The following is a 17,995-nucleotide window of genomic DNA, read 5'->3' as shown; positions in this document are numbered from 1 at the left end:
TCATCGATACCCATATGCGCTGCTGCCAGATGATGATCGACATGCTCGTTGCCGACGAGCGCAAGGCGGCACCTGCCGAAACGCTGACCGATCGCGAGATCGCCTGCCTGCAGATGGCAGGCGACGGCTGCATCAGCGAAGCGATCGCCGACAAGATGGGCCTTTCCGTGCACACGGTGAACGCCTATCTCGGCACGGCGACCACGAAGCTCGACGCAGTCAACCGCATCCAGGCGATCGCCAAGGCGATCCGCCTCGGCTACATCACCTGAGACAATCGGGCTCGTTCAGACCCCGGCCCCGATTTCAGTGCGCTGTCGCGGGCGGAGCATGTCCGACCTTGAACTTCGCATTGCTGAGGCTTGTCGCCAGGAATGCGGTGTTGTCATCCGGATCGTCGGCCGGAGTGCTGAAGGCGACATGGGTGATTTCCACGCCGGCGTGCTCCTTCGCAAGGAAAAGCTTCGTATAGACCGTCACGCCTTCGGGGCGGAGCTCGAGGTCGAGCACGACCTCCGGCTCGGTATCCCAGTCCAGCTTGTAGTCGCCGCCGGCGCCGAACACGACGGTTCCGGGCAGGAAATAGAGTTCCGCGGCAGAGGAAATGAGATCGGCCAGATTGCCGTAGCACTCGAATCGCAGCAGCGATACGAGGTCGGCGGCGTCCAACAGCCGCAACTCCGAAGCAACCGGGCCAATTGCTTCCGCGACAATCCTTTCACGCTGGGTAGAGTGGGTGCATCTTTTCATATTGTCAGTTTACCCGTCGCTTTTGGGGCGAAGCTGCATAAACCCGGTGAATCAGCTCCGCCACGGCCTTGTAGAACACCGGCGGAATGACACTATCGACCGAGACTTGCGCAAACATTGAGCGTGCGAGCGGCGGATCCTCGAAGACGGGGATTTTGTGCTCCTCGGCGATCTCGCGGATCTTCAGCGCCACGAGGTCCTGGCCCTTGGCGACGACGACCGGCGCATCGCCTTCCTCGCGAACGTAGCGAAGCGCGACGGCGAAGTGCGTCGGGTTGGCGATCACCAGGGTCGCGCGGGCAACGGCGGTCATCATGCGCTTGCGGGCCCGGTCGCGCTGTATCGACCGCAGGCGGCTCTTGACGATGGGATCGCCCTGCGCCTGCTTGATCTCCTCCTTCACCTCCTGCTTCGTCATGCGCAGCTCCGAATACCAGTGGTGGCGCGTCCAGGCGAAGTCGAGCACGGCGATCACCGCCGTGGCGAAGAGGATGATCACCAGGACCTGGTTCGCATCGCCTCCCAGCATGTGGAAGAGCGCGGCGGGATCGGAGAACATCGTGTCGAGCGAGGCAAAATAGTCGTCCCAGAGGACGAGGACGACGAAGATCGAAACGGCGCCCACCTTGATGAGCGACTTGCCGAACTCGACGAGGCCCGGCTTGCCGAACATGCGGCCGAGGCCCTTGGTCAGTGACAGGCGGGAAAACTGCGGCCTGACGCGCTCGAGGACCGGGCTCGGCATGTTCTGCAGGATCGAAGCGGCAAGGCCGAAGACCATCATCATGATGAGGGCGGGCAGGAGCAGCGCGCCCGCCTCCCAGGTGAGATGGCGGAAGAGGGCGATGACGTCGCCGCTCGTCGTCAGATCCCAGGATTCCGGTTTTTCGAACAGGTCTTTCAGCGTTTCGCCGATTCGCGCCATGCCGTTCGGCAGGAAGAACACCAGGAAAAGATAGATGGCGATCGTCGAGGCGAAAACCGGCACTTCGCGCGCGAAGGGCGTGTTGCCCTTTTCAGCCGCATCGCGGAGCTTCTTCTCCGTGGGGCTCTCTGTTTTGCTGTCCTTGTCCTGATCGTCGGCCATCGCCGCCTCCCGGGAAACGCAGGGAATACCGCCGCGGGCGCTGCACGCGGCGAATCAGAAAACCCGAATCCTGGCCGGGATCCGGGTCTTTCCGAAGGCTCTGCGCAAGGGGCGTGCATGTCAAGCCGCATCAGGCTGCGGCCTGGCCCTCGTCCTTGTCTTTCAACTGGATTTGGCCGGAAGCGGCCAGGCGGATGGCTTCCTGGGCGATCGACCGGCGGGCGATTGCCACCTCGCGTGGATTGACACCCTGATCGCCGGCTGCAAGGTCCGACTCGATCATGCGGCGCTGGCGCGCACCGATCGAGGAGAGCACGGCTTCGCGCAGTTCCATCGGGGCGCCGCGGAGCGATGCGGTGATGATGTCGCCGGAGACGTCGTTGAAGAGCGAGACGCGGCTTCTCTGCGGCATGTAGAGCAGGTCTTCGAACAGGAAGATCTTCGGGCGCACCTTCTTTGCCGATTCGGTGTTGATCGACTCGAGCGAGGCCAGCAGCTTGTCGACCTGCGTCTTCTCCATCTCGTTCATCAGTTCGGCGACCTTGTTGGAGCCGGGCGAATTGTTCTCCGCCTCAAAGGCATCGATCATCTCGATGACCCGCTTCTCGATGATCGCGGTCGCCTTGGGGCTGGCTTCCTTGAGATTGACAGCACGGTTGATGATGTCGGCGCGCTGATCGTCCGGAACCTCGAGCAGGATCTTCGCGCCGAAGGAGGACGGCATGAGCGAAAGAATGTAGGCGATCGTCTGGGGATGTTCCTTGAGCAGGAACTTGCTGATGAAGATCGGATCGGCGTCCTGCAGGCGGTCCCAGATCGTTGTCTCGTAGGCCTGGAAGGCGGTGCGCCGCCCGAGCAGCCCGTCGACCTCGTCGGGCGTCAGGCCTTCTTCCAGAATGCCTTCCATCATCTTGGCATTGTCCATCAGCCCGGCCCCCTCGGTGAAGAGGTCCTCGAACTCGTTGACGAGATCGATGAGCTCGTGAGGCGGGATGGCGCGCAGGTTCTGCGCTGCGGCGATGATGCCCTGAAGTTCGCCCTGGCTGAAATATTTCAGGAGTTTGCCGGCGATCGGCTTGCCCATGGCAAGCAGCACAGCTGCGGCCTTGTCGACGGGGCTTAGCGGTGCGCCGACCGCCGTGCTGCCGAAATTCTCGAAATCCATCATGGATTGTCCCCCTGAAACCTCTGACCGGTATCAGTTCCTGGCTGTACTTTTCACTTCGATGAGCTTGACCCCGAAGCGGGTGTCGTCGTTTTCCAGAACGGTGATCTCGCCGCGGCCGATCACCCGGCCGTTGACCATCACGTCGACCGGCTCGCCGATCCTGCGGTCGAGCGCGATCGTGGCGCCCTCCGTCAGGTTCATGAGGCCGGAAACCTGCATCTGCGAGGAGCCGAGGACGATCTGCAGCTCGATCGGAATGTCCATGATGAGACCGAGATTGGCCTCCATCGCACTGCCGAGTGGCGACGCGTCCGCATCGCCGCCACCGAAGCTGCCGCCGTCGAAGCTGCTGCCGCCGAAGTCATCCGCGCCGAAGCTCGATCCGCCAAGGTCGCCGCCGCCGAAATCGGAGCCGGCTCCGAAATCGCCGGCCGCTGCGGCGTCGCCAAAATCACCGCCGAAGGCCGCAAGCGGGTCCGTCTCGGCGGATGCGCCGAAGTCTGGTTCGTCTGCCCCGGCATCCTTCTTCAGGACGCCGCGCAGGTCGTCGATCGCCTGTTCGAGCTCGGCATCGCCGGCATTGATGGTCGACATCAAGTCGTCTGCAATGGGTGTCTTCTTCGGTGCCATGTGACCACTATTCCAATTGAAGCTTGCCTGAGCCCTACGTTGGGCCGGCCATCAGCCTATCCGACAATGTCCTGAAGCAATTCGTCCTGTGAGCCGTAGGTGTCTTTCACCCGGACCGTGTAGCGTGCGCCCGATCGGCCGAACTCGCAGACATAGAGTTTCGTGCCGTTGGCGCTGACGTCGACCCGGACGTCCGCCTTGTCCTGGAACGGAATGACGTCGCCGACCGCAAGCCGGCTGATCGTTTCGAGTTTCTGGCTTTCAAGCCGGATGCGGGCCTCGAGCGTCACTTTGGATCGACGCACCTGCTCGCCGAGCTGCTCGCTCCATTCCCTGCGGGTCTTCGGGGGCTGGACGGCGCGCGGCGACGTGATGACGGTCTTCAGCAACACGCTCTGCGGAACGACGACGCAGAAGGTCGACAGCACCGGGCCGATACCGACGGCCATGTTGACGAGCGCCGCATGCTTCTGCTCCGACCCGTCTTCCGGGGCTCTCCGCTCTTCGGCATTATAAGGCGCACCCTGCAGGATCTCGTAGCTGTTCTCCCCTCCGACAGCCGTCTTGAGGACGCCGGCGATGCGCGCAAAGATCATGGCCGCGACGTCGAGTTCGATCTTGGAAAGCGGCCGCGGCTCCGGTTCCTCGACTGCGTCTGTTGCCGCGCCGAGCATGTTCTCGACGAGCGTGATGATGAAGGGACTGTCGCAGATGAGCGTGAACTGCGGGCTCCAGTCGCGCAGTTCACAGTCGGAAAGCGCCATGGCGCCGCCGAGACCGCTGATCAGGGCACCATAGCGTCCGGTCTCGAAACCGGCATAGGACACCGCGACGTCGAGGCCGAGCTCGCTCTCGAACAGGTCCGGCAGGAATTCGGCGAAGACCTCGCCGAGCTTGGCGCAGAGCCTGGAGACGCTTTCGCGGTCGCCGAGCTGTCCGGTCAGTCTGGCAAGCACGGTTGGGTCGAAAGTGGGTTTCTCGCTCACGGTCACGGTCCTTGCGTCCAGTTCCTCAGGCGGCCTTGGCGTCGCCGCCGCCGCCCGGATTCATCATTTCCTGCTCGACGGCGTCGATCGACGGACGCTCGTAGGCCGAGATCGTCTTGCGGCCGTATTCGAGCGCCACCTGCGGCACGGAGCCGTTCATGTAGGCGAGCAGCGTCTGCTTCACGATGATGTAGAGACGGTTCTGCTTTTCGCGAACCACCTTGATGTTCGTGGTGACCGGCGTGACGATCGAATAGGACAGGAACACGCCGAGCAGCGTGCCGACGAGCGCAGCCGCGATCTTGCCGCCGAGCACTTCCGGCGATTCGTTGATGGCGCCCATCGCCTTGATGACGCCGAGCACGGCCGCGACGATGCCGATGGCCGGAAAGGCGTCGCCCATCGTGTTGAGCGCGTTGTAGGGCTTCATCTTGTCGCGCGTGATCGTCGCGATCTCCTCGTCCATGAGCGCCTCGATCTCGTGGCTGCGGGCATTGCCGATGATGATGAGCCGGACGTAGTCGCAGATGAAGGCGGTGAGTTCCTTGTTGGCGAGGACTGTCGGCGCCGACTGGAAGATCGGGGATTCTTCAGGATTGTCGATATGGGCTTCGATCTCGTTGCGCGACTTGGTGCGCAGATCCCGCATCAGGCTGTAGAGCACGCCGAGCGTGTCGAGATAGTGACGCTCCTTCGGGACCTTATGCTTGAAGGCTTCGCCGAGCGCCTTGCCGGTCTCCTTGATCACCTTCATCGTGTTGGCGACGATGAAGCCGCCGATGCCCGCCCCGCCGATGATCATGAGCTCGAACGGCTGGTTCAGCACTTCCAGATGGCCGCCCATGGCCATGTAGCCGCCCAAGACACATCCGAAGGTGACGATGAGACCGATGATGATGTTCATGTAGCCTACGAGCCCCACACATTTTCCGACCAGATCGGAATACGGGGCGAGCCTTGTGTGAGGCTGTACCTGGACACGTCTTTGGCGGCGCTCCGAGCTTCAGGTTCGCGCAAGCATTGCCGACCAGTATGCGCCCAAAGCGGGCAGTGTGCCCGGAAACAGGCTTTGCGCGGGGGCCACGTGACAACCACCTACACGAGCTACAAGCTGATCACCGCAGACATGACGACGTCGCTGGAGCGTGTCGCCGAGAAGCCGGATGTGAAGCGCGAGACGGAATATTACCTTGCCAACATCGGCAGCGTGAAGTCGATCGACGACTTCTTCGCGGACTCGCGTCTTTATAACTACGTCATGAAGGCGCATGGCCTCGAAGACATGGCCTATGCCAAGGCGTTCATGCGCAAGGTGCTGAGCGAAGGCGTCGACAGCGAGGACGCTTTCGCCAACCAGCTCAGCGACACCCGCTACAAGGAACTCGTGGAGTCGCTGGACTTCTCGCGTTATGGCGAAGCGACGACATCCTTCGAACGGGCGCAGCAGGGCGTCGTCGACAAGTACAACCGCCAGACGCTGGAACTGGAGGCGGGCGAGGAGAATGTCGGCGTTCGCCTGGCGCTCTATTTCGAACGCATGGCCTCGTCGATCACCAGCGGTTATTCGGTCATCGCCGACGACGCCATTTCGCAGGTCGTGCGCACGGCTCTCCAGCTTCCCTCCGAATTCGTCGCCACGGATGTCGACCGGCAGGCGGCCTATTACGAGGAGGTTCTGGACCTCGAGAGCTTCAAGGAGCCGACCGCCGTCGCCAAGTTCCTCGAGCGCTTTACCAGCATGTGGGAGATCGAGAACCCCTCGGACGGGGTGGACCCGACGATGCCCTTCCAGTCGTCGAGCCTGACGGGGATTTCCACCGACCTTCTCATCGCCATCAACAACCTGAAGCTCGGAGGCCAGTAACGTGCAGACAGGACTCTATGTATCGCTTTCGTCCCAGATTGCGCTTGACCGGCGTATGACGACGCTTGCCGACAACGTGGCCAATTCGACGACTGTCGGCTTCCGCGCCGCCGAGGTGAAGTTCAACCAGGTGATCGACAACAACGAGGTTGCCGACGTCGCCTTTGTCGATGAGGGTAGCGAATTCATTTCGACCAAGAGCGGTGGCATGACGGAGACGGGCGGCATGCTTGATTTCGCCATCAAGGGCGATGCCTGGTTCGCCGTCGAGACGCCGGCCGGCCAGACGCTGACCCGCGACGGACGGTTCACGCTCACGGAAGCGGGCGACCTCGTGACCCTCAACGGCTACCCCGTGCTCGATGCGGGCGGCGGCCCGATCCAGATCGATCGCGACAACGGTCCCGTGGCGATCAGCGCGGACGGCCAGCTCAACCAGAATGGTCAGCCGGTCGCGGCACTCGGCCTGTTCGAGGCCGACCTCTCGTCGGGGTTCGTGCGGGCGGGCAACAGCGGTGTCATCCCGGCCGTCGCGCCCGAGCCCGTGGTCGACCGGGTCGATGCCGGCATCATTCAGGGCTTCGTCGAGGAATCCAACGTCAACGCGATCGGCGAAATGACGCAGCTCATCAACGTCACCCGCGCCTTCGAGGCCGTGACGTCGCTCATCCGTGACAGCGAAACATCGCTCGACGAGGCCATCAAGACCCTCGGCGGCACCCGGTAAGCGCAATGAAAGCTCCCGCGACCATCAAGACAGCCGCCCACCAGCCCCGCGCAGAGGGTGCACGCAAGCTCAGCGCCCTTTCCGGGCTCGTCCGCCGCTACTACAGTCCGGAATTCTCGATCGCCCACGGCGGCCAGGTCCAGACGATCGCCGCAGGCAACTACACCGTCACCGGCCTGTCGCGGCATGTGCGTCTCGGCGAGTTCGTGGCGCACCGGAGCGCCACGGGCATCCATCTCGGCGAAGTCGTCCGCGTCGAACCGGACTCGATCGTCGTCTGCCCGATCGAGCCGGGCGAGCCGATCGGCATCCGCGACACGGTGATCCGCAAGGGCGCCTTCCGCGTGGCGCCCACCGCCGCCTGGTGCGGGCGCACGATCAACGCGCTCGGCGAGCCGATCGACGGCCGCGGCCCCCTTGTCCAGGGGGACGTCCGCCGGTCGATCTCCAATACCGCACCGCCCTCCATGACGCGGCGGCGGGTGGAGAAGGGCTTCCACACGGGCGTGCGCGCCATCGATATTTTCGCACCGCTCTGCCTCGGCCAGCGTCTCGGCATCTTCGCCGGTTCCGGCGTCGGCAAGTCGACGCTGCTTTCGATGCTGGCGCGGGCGGACGCCTTCGACAAGGTGGTGATCGCGCTGGTCGGCGAACGCGGCCGCGAGGTGCGCGAGTTCATCGAGGATACGCTCGGGGACAACCTGTCGAAGTCGGTCGCGGTTGTCGCGACCAGCGACGAAAGCCCGATGCTGCGCAAGATGGCGCCGCTGACGGCGATGACGATTGCCGAACATTATCGCGACCAGGGCGACAACGTGTTGATGATCGTCGACAGCGTCACGCGCTTCGCCCATGCGATCCGCGAGGTCGCGACCGCATCCGGCGAGCCGCCGATCGCGCGCGGCTATCCGGCATCGGTCTTCACCGAGCTGCCGCGGCTTCTCGAGCGGGCGGGTCCGGGGACGGAGGGGTCGGGGACCATCACCGCCATCATCTCGATCCTCGTCGACGGCGACAACCACAACGATCCGATCGCGGATTCGACGCGCGGCATTCTCGACGGGCACATCGTGCTGGAGCGCAGCCTGGCGGAGGAGGGGCGGTATCCGCCCGTCAATCCGCTCTCCTCGATTTCGCGTCTGGCCCGCAAGGCCTGGACGCCCGACCAGGAGAAGCTCGTCTCGCGGCTGAAGGCGCTCATCCACAAATATGAGGAGACGCAGGACCTGCGTCTGATCGGTGGCTACCGCGCCGGCAGCGATGCGGACCTCGACATGGCGATCAAGCAGGTGCCGGTCATCTACGAGGTCCTGAAGCAGACGCCGGGCGAGAAGCCGGCAGGCGACGCCTTCGCCGATCTGGCGGTGGCGCTGAAGAACGCGGCCACGGCACAGCCGGGCAATGCAAGGGCAAGAGGGTGACATGACGGATTTCGACGCGGACAAGGTCGTCAGGCCGATCGGCCGGACGAAGCCGGCGGGTTACGGTCTCGCGGACAGGATCCTGGTTGGCAGCGGCGTGCTGCTGGCAGCCGTTGCCGCTTTCTTCCCATGGTACGTGTTCCTCAACCCCGACAAGTTCTCCGTGCCGCCGCTGTGGGAAGGCACGACGCGTGACCTTCCGGAAACCGCTGCCCGCGAGGTGATGAGCGTATCTCCGGCTGCCATGGTTGACGACGACGAGGACGGCGCGGACGCCGCACTCGACCGCCTGTCCACCGCGACGGTGCCCGGCGTCGGTGCGGAGAAGAAGCTCGGCACGCCGACCGAGACCGGCATGGAGCAGCCGCTGCCGGCGCCCTCGGGCTTCCGCCTGATGCATGTCGCGAACGGCCGGGCTCTGATCGAGGACGCAAGCGGCATGTATATCGTGCGCGTCGGTTCGGTCCTGCCGGACAACAGCCGGCTCGCAACGCTCGAGCAGCGCAACGGCAAATGGGTGATCGTCACCTCCAACGGCGACGTCTACGAGCGCAACTGACGCGGGCGTTGGAGGCGGAGCGGGAAGCATGCCGTGAATCGGCGGATCGACGCATTCCCCCGCCTGCGGGCGAAGGCCGGATGGCACCGGCTACCGGATTTCCGGCATGTCCCCTTTCTCCGGCTTAGGCAAGTCCCACGCAAGTTTGTTCCCCTAGGTTGGGGGCGAACAAGGATGGAGCTTGTGATGCAACCGATTCAATTCTTCGAGCTTGCCTCGAAACAAGCCGAGTGGCTGGCCGTGCGCCAGTCCGTGGTTGCCGGAAATATCGCAAACGTCAACACGCCGGGCTACCGCGCCAAGGATGTCACGCCTTTCCAGACGGTGCTGGAAAATACCGGCATCCAGATGGCGACGACGCATCCGACGCACTTCGCCGAAGCGGCGCTCAGCGGCGACGTCACCGACGTCAAGTCCGACGAGAACGGCGAAGTCGGCGTGCAGGTCTCGGGCAACTCGGTCGGTCTCGCCGAGGAACTGATGAAAGAGGGACAGGTAAAGCGCGAGTTCGAGCTCAATGCCGGTCTCGTGAAGTCGTTTCATCGCATGATGCTGATGACAGTCAGGAGATAATGAATGGATCCGCTCGTCGCTTCGCTCAAGGTTGCCGCCTCCGGGCTGGAAGCCCAGTCCACCCGTATCCGCATCGTTTCGGAGAACCTCGCAAACGCCCGCTCCACGGGTGACACGCCCGGTGCCGATCCCTATCGCCGCAAGACCATCACTTTTGCAGCCGAACTCGACCGCCAGGTCGGCGCATCGCTTGTCGAAATCGAGCGTCTGGGCGAGGACGAGGGCGACTTCACAGCCGAATTCGACCCCGGCAATCCGGCCGCCGATGACAAGGGCATGGTGAAGCTTCCGAACGTCAACCCGCTCGTCGAGATGGCGGATATGCGTGAGGCGAACCGGTCCTACGAGGCGAACCTGCAAAGCATCAGGCAGTCCCGCGACCTCATCAGCGCGACGATCGATCTGCTGAGGGCCTCGCAATGATTGACAGCATCAAGACCGTCAGCGCGCTGGTCACGACCAGCGGCCTCTCCGACATTTCCTCGGAGACCACGACGACCACGCTCGGCGCGCAGGCGGCACAGCCGACCGAGGCCGCGTCGAGTTTTGCCAAGGTGATGAGCGACATGGCGACCGACGCGGTCGACACGCTGAAGCTCAGCGAAGTGAAGTCCTTCCAGGGCATTCGCGGCGAGGCGACCACCCGTGAGGTCGTCGATGCCGTCATGAACGCGGAGCAGGCGCTCCAGACCGCGATCGCGATCCGCGACAAGGTCGTGACCGCCTACCTCGAAGTCGCACGCATGCAAATCTAAGGAACGATTGATGAAAGCCCTTGCCATTGCCGCGACCGGCATGAACGCCCAGCAGACCAATCTCGAGGTGATCGCGAACAACATCGCGAACATCAACACGACCGGCTTCAAGCGGGCGCGGGCGGAGTTTTCGGACCTGCTCTACCAGACGGAGCGCGCGCAGGGCGTCCCGAACCGCGGCAACCAGGCGATCGTGCCGGAAGGCGCCATCATCGGCCTCGGCGTCAAGACCGCGGCGGTGCGCAACCTGCATCTGCAGGGCCAGCTCACTCAGACGGGCAACTCCTTCGACATTGCGCTCGTCGGCCGTGGCTGGTTCCAGATCGAGGCCCCGGACGGCACGATGCTCTACAGCCGCTCCGGCGCCTTCAACACCAATGCGGACGGGCAGCTCGTCACGCTCGACGGATACACGGTCGCTCCAGGCATCGTCGTGCCGGCGGAAGCGACCGAGATCACCATTTCGCGCTCCGGCCAGGTCTTTGCCACTGTCGACGCCGAGCAACAGGAGCTTGGCCAGATCACGCTCGCCAATTTCGTCAACGAGGCCGGCCTCGAGCCGCTTGGCGAGAACCTCTTCCGCGAAACCGCCGCGTCCGGCCCGGCGAACGAGGGCGTGCCGGACGAAAACGGCTTCGCCTACATGCAGCAGAACTATCTCGAAGCGTCCAACGTCGATCCGGTCAAGGAAATCACCGACCTCATTTCGGCGCAGCGCGCCTACGAGATGAACTCGAAGATCATCCAAGCGGCCGACGAAATGGCGGCTGTCGTCAGCAAGAACCTGAGATAAGGGAAGCGAGGGAAACATGATGTTTCGCCGAAACGCAACATCGCGGCGCCGCCGCATGTCGTCGCGCCTGACGGGTCGGATGCTGATGTTCTCCCTCGCGGCGCTGGTCTTCGCGGCGCCCGCTTTCGCCGACTCGCCGCTGGCGGTCGTCCCGAAACGCATCATCTATCCGGGCGAGCAGCTCCAGGCGGGGCTGCTGGAGGAGGTCGAGGTTACCAATCCGAACCTGCGCCCGGGCTATGCCCGGCATATCGGCGAGATCGATGGGCTGATCACCCGCAGGACGCTGCTGCCGGGCAGGATCATTCTCGTTTCGGCACTGCGCGAGCCCTATGCGGTCAACCGCGGCTCCTCGATCAAGCTCGTCTACGAAAAAGGACCGCTGCGCATCAGCGCATCCGGTACGCCATTGCAGGACGCGGCGATCGGCGAACTCATCCGCGTGCGCAACAAGGATACCGGCGTCATCGTGTCCGGCACGGTGATGGCCGACGGAACCATTCACGTGGTGGCACGATGATCAAGACCGCAACCGCTTTCCTGTTCGCGCTCGTCGTCGGGCTGGTCCATGGCGTGCAGCCGGCCTATGCCGCCGCGCGCATCAAGGATGTTGCCTCGCTGCAGGCCGGACGCGACAACCAGCTGATCGGCTACGGCCTCGTCGTCGGCCTCCAGGGCACCGGCGACAGCCTCAGGAGTTCGCCGTTCACCGAGCAGTCGCTGCGCGCCATGCTGCAGAATCTCGGCATTTCCACCCAGGGCGACGAATCCCGGTCGAAGAACATCGCGGCCGTTCTGGTGACGGCGACGCTGCCGCCCTTCGCGAGCCCCGGAAGCCGCGTCGATGTGACGGTCGGCTCGCTCGGCGACGCGACCTCGCTGCGCGGCGGCTCGCTCGTCATGACGTCGCTCACCGGCGCTGACGGTCAGATCTATGCCGTCGCGCAGGGATCGATCGTCGTGAGCGGCTTCAACGCACAGGGCGACGCCGCCACGCTCCAGCAGGGCGTGACCACGGCCGGTCGCGTACCGAACGGCGCGATCATCGAGCGCGAGCTGCCGTCGAAGTTCAAGGATTCTGCCAACCTGGTGCTGCAACTGCGGAATCCCGATTTCTCGACGGCCGTCGGCATGGCCGACGCAATCAACCGTTATGCGGCGGCACAGTATGGCGCGCCGATCGCCGAAGCGCGCGATTCCCAGGCGGTCTATGTCGCCAAGCCCAAGATGGCCGATCTCGCGCGCCTGATGGCGGACGTGGAGAACCTCGTCATCGAGACCGACACGCCGGCGAAGGTGGTGATCAACGAACGGACGGGCACGATCGTCATCGGCCAGGATGTTCGTATCGCCCAGGTCGCCGTCAGCCACGGCACCCTGACCGTGCAGGTGACGGAACTGCCGCGCGTCGTCCAGCCGGAACCCTTCTCCAACGGGGTGACGGCGGTCGAGCCGAATACGGAGATCCAGCTGCAGCAGGACGACGCCAAGGTCGCGGTGCTGAACGGTTCGGATCTGCGCTCCCTCGTATCCGGGCTGAACAGCATCGGCGTCAAACCGGACGGTATCATCGCGATCCTGCAGGGCATCAAGTCCGCCGGCGCGCTTCAGGCAGAATTGGTGCTGCAATGAACGTCATGATCCTTTCCCGCCTGCTCCGCCGCACCGCGCTCTCCGCCGCCGGCCTTGCGATGCTTGCTATTCCGGGCGCATTCGCCGAGGACCGGCCCGTCGTCATGACGAGCAAGGCGACGGCAGACGAAATCCGCGAGTTCTGCACCAACATCGCCGATGCGGCCCGCGACCAGCGCTACCTGCTGCAGAAGAAGGAACTGGAGGATCTGCAGAAACAGGTTGATCTCCGGATCAAGACCCTTGAGGACCGCCGGTCCGAATACGAGGACTGGCTGAAGCGCCGCAACGATTTCCTGAAGGTCGCCGAAGACGGTCTCGTCGAAATTTACAAGAAGATGCCGCCGGATGCGGCAGCAGCCCAGCTCGAGCTGATCCGCCCGGAGGTCGCATCCGCGATCGTCATGAAGCTCGCGCCGCGCATGTCGAGCCTGATCCTCAGTGAAATGGAGGCGGAGAAGGCGGCGATGCTCGCGAGCATTATCGCCAGCGCTTCCGATCCCAACACCTCGAAGGACCCGTCATGAAGAAGATCGCCATCGCCCTCGTGACGTGCTCGGCGCTTGCCGGCTGCAGCCAGGCGCTCAAGGAGGTGGGGCAGGCGCCCTCGATGAGCCCGATCGGTACCGGCCTGCAATATGCCCAGACGCCGCAGATGGCGCTCTATCCGAAGCAGCCGACGACCTCGCTGACGGGATACTCCATCTGGAACGATGCCCAGTCGGACCTCTTCAAGGACTCGCGCGCCATCAACATCGGCGACATCCTGACGGTTTCGATGAAGATCAATGACCGGGCGAGCTTCGACAACAAGACGGACCGCAGCCGGACGAACAAGAGCGGCATCAATTTCGGCCTCGGCAGCGCCGGAACGAATTACGACGTCGAGGCGGACGGTGACCTGACCTATGGCTCGTCCACCAGCACGAAGGGCGACGGCACGACCGAGCGGGCCGAGCGTCTGGACCTTCTCGTCGCCGCGGTCGTGACCGGCGTTCTGGAGAACGGCAACCTGCTGATCTCCGGTTCGCAGGAGGTTCGTGTCAACCATGAACTGCGCATTCTCAACGTCGCCGGCATCGTGCGGCCCCAGGACGTCGATGCGGACAACAAGATCTCCTACGAGAAGATCGCCGAGGCGCGCATCTCCTATGGCGGTCGCGGTCGTTTGACCGAGGTCCAGCAGCCGCCGGTCGGGCAGCAGCTCGTCGACCTGTTCTCGCCGATCTGATCATCGGCATGGCCGCGGCGCCTATCGTCTGAATGGAAGGCCTTGAGATGGCGGAAGAAGAAGCGACACCATCCGAAGAGAAGAAGAAGCCGTCGATCGTGGTCATGATCGCGATTGTTGCGGTCCTGACGCTTGTGGCCGGTGGCGGCGGCTGGCTCGTCGGCAACATGCTTGCACCGCCGCCGGCGGAGAAAACCGCCGTCGAAGCGGCGGCGCATGCAGGCGGCGGCGAGGGTGAGGAGGGCGAACTTCCCCACATCTCGACGGAGGCCAACGGAATTGTCGCGCTGGAGCCGATCACCAGCAATCTCGCCTATCCATCGAACAATCTGGTGCGCATGGAAGTGGCGCTGATGTTCAAGGGGCTGCCCGATGCGGTGCTGGCCGAGGCGATTCATCAGGATATCGTCGCCTATATGCGAACCGTGTCATTGCAGCAGGTCCAGGGGCCGCGCGGCTTCCAATATCTCCGGGAAGACCTGCAGGAGCGGGTTGACCTTCGCTCTGAAGGACGCGTAACCAACGTTATGTTCCGAACCTTTGTGATCGAATGATTCGATTCCTATTGTCCTTCATCGCCATGATGGCGATGACCGGCGTCGCAGCCGCCCAGCAGACGCCGGGTGACATTCTCAATGCGCCTATCGACGGTTCGGTCGCGTCCTGGATCATCCGCACCTTCGGCCTCCTGACAGTCCTGTCGGTCGCCCCCGGCATCCTCGTCATGGTGACGAGCTTTCCGCGTTTCGTCATCGCCTTCGCCATCCTGCGTTCCGGCATGGGGCTTGCGACGACACCGTCCAACATGATCCTCGTCAGTCTCGCGCTGTTCATGACCTTCTACGTCATGGCTCCGACCTTCGACCGCGCCTGGCAGGACGGGGTCGCGCCGCTGATTGCCAATGAGATAGACGAGACCGAGGCCGCGCGGCGTATCGCCGAACCCTTCCGCACCTTCATGACGGCGAATACCCGTGACAAGGATATCGAACTCTTCATCTCGCTGGCGGAGGAACGCGGCCAGACCGTCGTGACGGACGGCGTCGTCGACCTGCGCGTCGTCATTCCGGCCTTCATGATCTCGGAGATCCGCCGCGGCTTCGAAATCGGTTTCCTCGTCATCCTGCCCTTCCTCGTCATCGATCTGATCGTCGCGACGATCACCATGGCGATGGGCATGATGATGCTGCCGCCAACCTCGATCTCCCTGCCGTTCAAGATCCTGTTCTTCGTTCTGATAGACGGTTGGAACCTGCTCGTCGGCAGTCTCGTGCGCTCCTTCAGCTGATCTGCCGCCGTCACCGGCGTCCTCCCCGCGATCGAACGTTCAAAGCTTGTTAAGCATGTGCTTTCAAGCGCTGTTTACCATCCGCCGGGAACGTTCAAAGGCTGCCTCGCCGGTTAAGTTGTTGGCAAGGAATGACTGCCAGTTTTGCCTCACACGACGGGTTTGGTATCCCTCTCGCAGAGGCGGAGGAGCCGAGTTGGCATGAGGCCGAACTGTCGTGACCGGTAGGTAATTCAGTCCGGTATGTCCCCATCCGTATTTCGTTCAAAGGGACAACAAATGACCAGCATTCTGACCAACACCAGCGCGATGGCCGCTCTCGCCACGCTGCGTTCGATCTCCTCGAGCATGGAAGACACCCAGGGCCGGATCTCCTCCGGTCTGCGCGTCGGCTCCGCTTCCGACAACGCCGCCTACTGGTCGATCGCGACCACCATGCGTTCCGACAACGCCGCTCTCTCGGCCGTTTCCGACGCGCTCGGCCTCGGTGCCGCCAAGGTCGACACGGCCTATGCCGGTATGGAATCGGCCATCGAAGTCGTGAAGGAAATCAAGAACAAGCTCGTTGCCGCCACCGAAGACGGCGTCGACAAGGACAAGATCCAGGAAGAAATCACGCAGCTGCAGGACCAGCTGACGAGCATTGCCGAAGCCGCTTCGTTCTCCGGCGAGAACTGGCTGCAGACGGACCTGACGGCTGCCGGCGGTTCCGAGGCCAAGACGGTCGTCGCCTCGTTCGTTCGTGACGGTTCGGGCAACGTGTCGGTCAAGAAGGTCGACTATACGCTCGACTCCACGACGGTCCTCTTCGACGAGGGCGGCGACACCGGTATCCTCGACACGACGACGACGATCGAAGGCGCTGCCGTCACGCTCAACATCAACGTTGCCGGCGTGATCTCCGAATACACCGTCGAAGCCTTCACCACCGACGACGTCATCACGGCCGGCGCTGGCTCGTCGACCTTCGACGGCGACTATGCTTCTGACGGCACGAACGACTACGTCAAGGTCGACGACGACACCTGGGTGCTCGCCGTAGACCAGACGACGGTTACCGACCAGGAGGTCGCCTACGAAGACTCGACCAGCGCTCTCTGGGCAGTCGACACCACTTCCGCTCCGACCGCGACGACCTCGTCCGTAGCGACCATCGCCATCGACGGCACGACGACATCGACCCAGCTCGACGGCCTCATCCAGATGGTCGACGATGCCCTGACCTCGATGACGAGTGCGGCTTCGGCACTCGGCTCGATCTCTTCGCGCATCGACCTGCAGGAAGAGTTCGTCTCCAAGCTGACCGACTCGATCGACTCGGGTATCGGCCGTCTCGTCGACGCCGACATGAACGAGGAATCGACCCGCCTGAAGGCGCTGCAGACCCAGCAGCAGCTCGCCATCCAGGCCCTGTCGATCGCAAACTCCGACTCGCAGAACGTGCTGTCGCTGTTCCGCTAATCGATATAGGCGGGGGTTGGCTGAGCCCCCGTTCCTATCGGACGCCGCGCCCGGAAACGGGCGCGGCGATTTTGTTAAGAGGATCGTTAATCTCTCGTTGATGTTTAGAGTTCGTTAACCATACGGCGCTTACATGGGCGCATCGAAACGACGAGTTAACCTTCTCTAAGAATTCGTTAGCAGGCATGATGCTGGCCGTCGTTCCCGGTGCGACCCGGAATGTCCCTTTCTTCTCAGCCAATCAAGGGGCACTAGATCATGACCAGCATCCTGACGAACATCGCAGCCATGGCTGCTCTCCAGACGCTCCGCTCCATCGACGGAAGCATGGAAGAAACGCAAGCACGGGTATCAACGGGTCTTCGCGTCGGCGGTGCAGCGGACAACGCCGCCTACTGGTCGATCGCGACCACCATGCGCTCCGACAACATGGCGCTCTCCGCCGTGCAGGACGCGCTCGGCCTCGGCGCCGCCAAGGTCGATACGGCCTATGCCGGTATGGAATCGGCCATCGAGGTCGTGAAGGAAATCAAGGCCAAGCTTGTTGCCGCCACCGAAGAAGGCGTCGACAAGGACAAGATCCAGGAAGAAGTCACGCAGCTGCAGGAGCAGCTCGCCAGCATTGCCGAAGCCGCGTCGTTCTCCGGCGAGAACTGGCTGCAGACGGACCTGACGGCTGCCGGCGGTTCCGAGACGAAGAACGTCGTGGCGTCCTTCGTTCGTGACGGTTCGGGCAACGTCTCGGTCAAGAAGGTCGAGTACACGCTCGACTCGACGACGGTCCTCTTCGACGAGGGTGGCGACACCGGCATCCTCGACACGACGACGACGATCGAAGGTGCTGCCGTCACGCTCAACATCAACGTCGGCGGCGTGATCTCCGCCTATACCGTCCAGGCTTTCACGACCGACGACGTCATCGCGGCCGGCGCCGGTGCCTCGACCTTCGACGGCAGCTATGCCACCGACGGCACGAACGACTACGTCAAGGTTGACGACGACACCTGGGTGCTCGCCGTAGACCAGACGACGGTCGCCGACCAGGAAGTCGCCTACGAAGACTCGACCAC

At 63.4% G+C, this 17,995-nt stretch carries 23 protein-coding genes; 17 read left to right on the top strand and 6 right to left on the bottom strand.

The features are described 5' to 3' along the window. Positions 1-272 (top strand): helix-turn-helix domain-containing protein (locus LXM94_RS06365; protein ID WP_235770321.1); only part of this gene is annotated, 272 nt, incomplete at its 5' end. Positions 273-306: 34 nt separating this feature from the next. On the opposite strand, the gene LXM94_RS06360 is transcribed toward LXM94_RS06365, so the two are convergent. The 6 genes from LXM94_RS06360 to motA all read right to left on the bottom strand — a co-directional run bounded on the left by LXM94_RS06360 (position 307) and on the right by motA (position 5,525). Beyond that, complete coding sequence (locus LXM94_RS06360; protein WP_235770320.1) at positions 307-750, bottom strand: hypothetical protein; 444 nt, start codon at positions 748-750, stop codon at positions 307-309. Between the two features lie 4 nt (positions 751-754). After that, entirely contained in the window at positions 755-1,837 is a 1,083-nt protein-coding gene (gene flhB / locus LXM94_RS06355) for a flagellar biosynthesis protein FlhB (protein ID WP_235770319.1), read from the bottom strand. A 130-nt stretch (positions 1,838-1,967) separates the two neighbouring features. Continuing rightward, positions 1,968-3,005, bottom strand: a complete 1,038-nt coding sequence (fliG, locus tag LXM94_RS06350) for a flagellar motor switch protein FliG (protein WP_235770318.1) — start codon at positions 3,003-3,005, stop codon at positions 1,968-1,970. A 30-nt stretch (positions 3,006-3,035) separates the two neighbouring features. Further along, positions 3,036-3,635: a flagellar motor switch protein FliN gene (fliN, locus tag LXM94_RS06345; RefSeq protein ID WP_235770317.1), complete on the bottom strand. Its 600-nt coding sequence runs from the start codon at positions 3,633-3,635 to the stop codon at positions 3,036-3,038. A gap of 56 nt (positions 3,636-3,691) precedes the next feature. Then, positions 3,692-4,627, bottom strand: coding sequence for a FliM/FliN family flagellar motor switch protein (locus LXM94_RS06340; protein WP_408015591.1), 936 nt, complete (start codon positions 4,625-4,627; stop codon positions 3,692-3,694). 19 nt (positions 4,628-4,646) lie between these two features. Next, on the bottom strand, positions 4,647-5,525 hold the full coding sequence (motA, locus tag LXM94_RS06335; protein ID WP_235770315.1) for a flagellar motor stator protein MotA: 879 nt from the start codon (positions 5,523-5,525) through the stop codon (positions 4,647-4,649). Positions 5,526-5,705: 180 nt separating this feature from the next. Here motA and LXM94_RS06330 point away from each other — a divergent pair, with 180 nt between their 5' ends. From LXM94_RS06330 to LXM94_RS06255, 16 genes are all read left to right on the top strand, one after another. Further along, on the top strand, positions 5,706-6,485 hold the full coding sequence (locus tag LXM94_RS06330) for a DUF1217 domain-containing protein (RefSeq protein ID WP_235770314.1): 780 nt from the start codon (positions 5,706-5,708) through the stop codon (positions 6,483-6,485). Between the two features lies 1 nt (position 6,486). Next, the gene (gene flgF, locus LXM94_RS06325; protein WP_235770313.1) at positions 6,487-7,212 is read left to right on the top strand and encodes a flagellar basal-body rod protein FlgF; all 726 of its coding nucleotides are present in this window, start codon (positions 6,487-6,489) and stop codon (positions 7,210-7,212) included. A 5-nt stretch (positions 7,213-7,217) separates the two neighbouring features. Beyond that, positions 7,218-8,633, top strand: a complete 1,416-nt coding sequence (gene fliI, locus LXM94_RS06320) for a flagellar protein export ATPase FliI (RefSeq protein WP_235770312.1) — start codon at positions 7,218-7,220, stop codon at positions 8,631-8,633. Between the two features lies 1 nt (position 8,634). Continuing rightward, positions 8,635-9,192: a flagellar protein gene (locus LXM94_RS06315; RefSeq protein WP_235770311.1), complete on the top strand. Its 558-nt coding sequence runs from the start codon at positions 8,635-8,637 to the stop codon at positions 9,190-9,192. A 186-nt stretch (positions 9,193-9,378) separates the two neighbouring features. Continuing rightward, positions 9,379-9,765, top strand: coding sequence for a flagellar basal body rod protein FlgB (flgB, locus tag LXM94_RS06310; RefSeq protein WP_235770310.1), 387 nt, complete (start codon positions 9,379-9,381; stop codon positions 9,763-9,765). Positions 9,766-9,768: 3 nt separating this feature from the next. Next, positions 9,769-10,188 (top strand): flagellar basal body rod protein FlgC, encoded by a 420-nt coding sequence (flgC, locus tag LXM94_RS06305; protein WP_235770309.1) that lies wholly within the window; start codon positions 9,769-9,771, stop codon positions 10,186-10,188. Continuing rightward, positions 10,185-10,520 (top strand): flagellar hook-basal body complex protein FliE, encoded by a 336-nt coding sequence (locus LXM94_RS06300; RefSeq protein ID WP_235770308.1) that lies wholly within the window; start codon positions 10,185-10,187, stop codon positions 10,518-10,520. Before flgC ends, LXM94_RS06300 begins: the two co-directional genes overlap by 4 nt. A 10-nt stretch (positions 10,521-10,530) precedes the next feature. Beyond that, positions 10,531-11,313 (top strand): flagellar basal-body rod protein FlgG, encoded by a 783-nt coding sequence (gene flgG, locus LXM94_RS06295; RefSeq protein ID WP_235770307.1) that lies wholly within the window; start codon positions 10,531-10,533, stop codon positions 11,311-11,313. Between the two features lie 16 nt (positions 11,314-11,329). Next, entirely contained in the window at positions 11,330-11,833 is a 504-nt protein-coding gene (gene flgA / locus LXM94_RS06290) for a flagellar basal body P-ring formation chaperone FlgA (RefSeq protein WP_235770306.1), read from the top strand. Then, complete coding sequence (locus tag LXM94_RS06285) at positions 11,830-12,945, top strand: flagellar basal body P-ring protein FlgI (RefSeq protein WP_235770305.1); 1,116 nt, start codon at positions 11,830-11,832, stop codon at positions 12,943-12,945. The genes flgA and LXM94_RS06285 overlap by 4 nt, the downstream gene beginning before the upstream one ends. After that, positions 12,942-13,472, top strand: a complete 531-nt coding sequence (locus LXM94_RS06280) for a MotE family protein (protein WP_408015590.1) — start codon at positions 12,942-12,944, stop codon at positions 13,470-13,472. The genes LXM94_RS06285 and LXM94_RS06280 overlap by 4 nt, the downstream gene beginning before the upstream one ends. Beyond that, positions 13,469-14,176 carry a flagellar basal body L-ring protein FlgH gene (gene flgH, locus LXM94_RS06275; RefSeq protein ID WP_235770304.1) on the top strand — a complete coding sequence of 236 codons (708 nt, stop codon included), beginning with the start codon at positions 13,469-13,471 and terminating at the stop codon, positions 14,174-14,176. Before LXM94_RS06280 ends, flgH begins: the two co-directional genes overlap by 4 nt. Positions 14,177-14,223: 47 nt before the next feature. Further along, positions 14,224-14,730, top strand: coding sequence for a flagellar basal body-associated FliL family protein (locus tag LXM94_RS06270; protein ID WP_235770303.1), 507 nt, complete (start codon positions 14,224-14,226; stop codon positions 14,728-14,730). Further along, entirely contained in the window at positions 14,727-15,464 is a 738-nt protein-coding gene (gene fliP, locus LXM94_RS06265) for a flagellar type III secretion system pore protein FliP (protein ID WP_235770302.1), read from the top strand. Before LXM94_RS06270 ends, fliP begins: the two co-directional genes overlap by 4 nt. Positions 15,465-15,743: 279 nt before the next feature. Continuing rightward, a complete protein-coding gene (locus LXM94_RS06260; protein ID WP_235770301.1) occupies positions 15,744-16,925 on the top strand; it encodes a flagellin N-terminal helical domain-containing protein in 1,182 nt (393 codons plus the stop codon). A gap of 258 nt (positions 16,926-17,183) precedes the next feature. Further along, on the top strand, positions 17,184-17,995 hold an 812-nt coding region (locus LXM94_RS06255; RefSeq protein ID WP_235770323.1), incomplete at its 3' end, for a flagellin N-terminal helical domain-containing protein.

This window comes from Rhizobium alarense, assembly GCF_021555155.1.
Lineage (GTDB): Bacteria > Pseudomonadota > Alphaproteobacteria > Rhizobiales > Rhizobiaceae > Rhizobium_D > Rhizobium_D alarense.
Note: the sequence above shows the minus strand (reverse complement) of the source record. Positions and strands in the feature narration are given on the sequence as shown.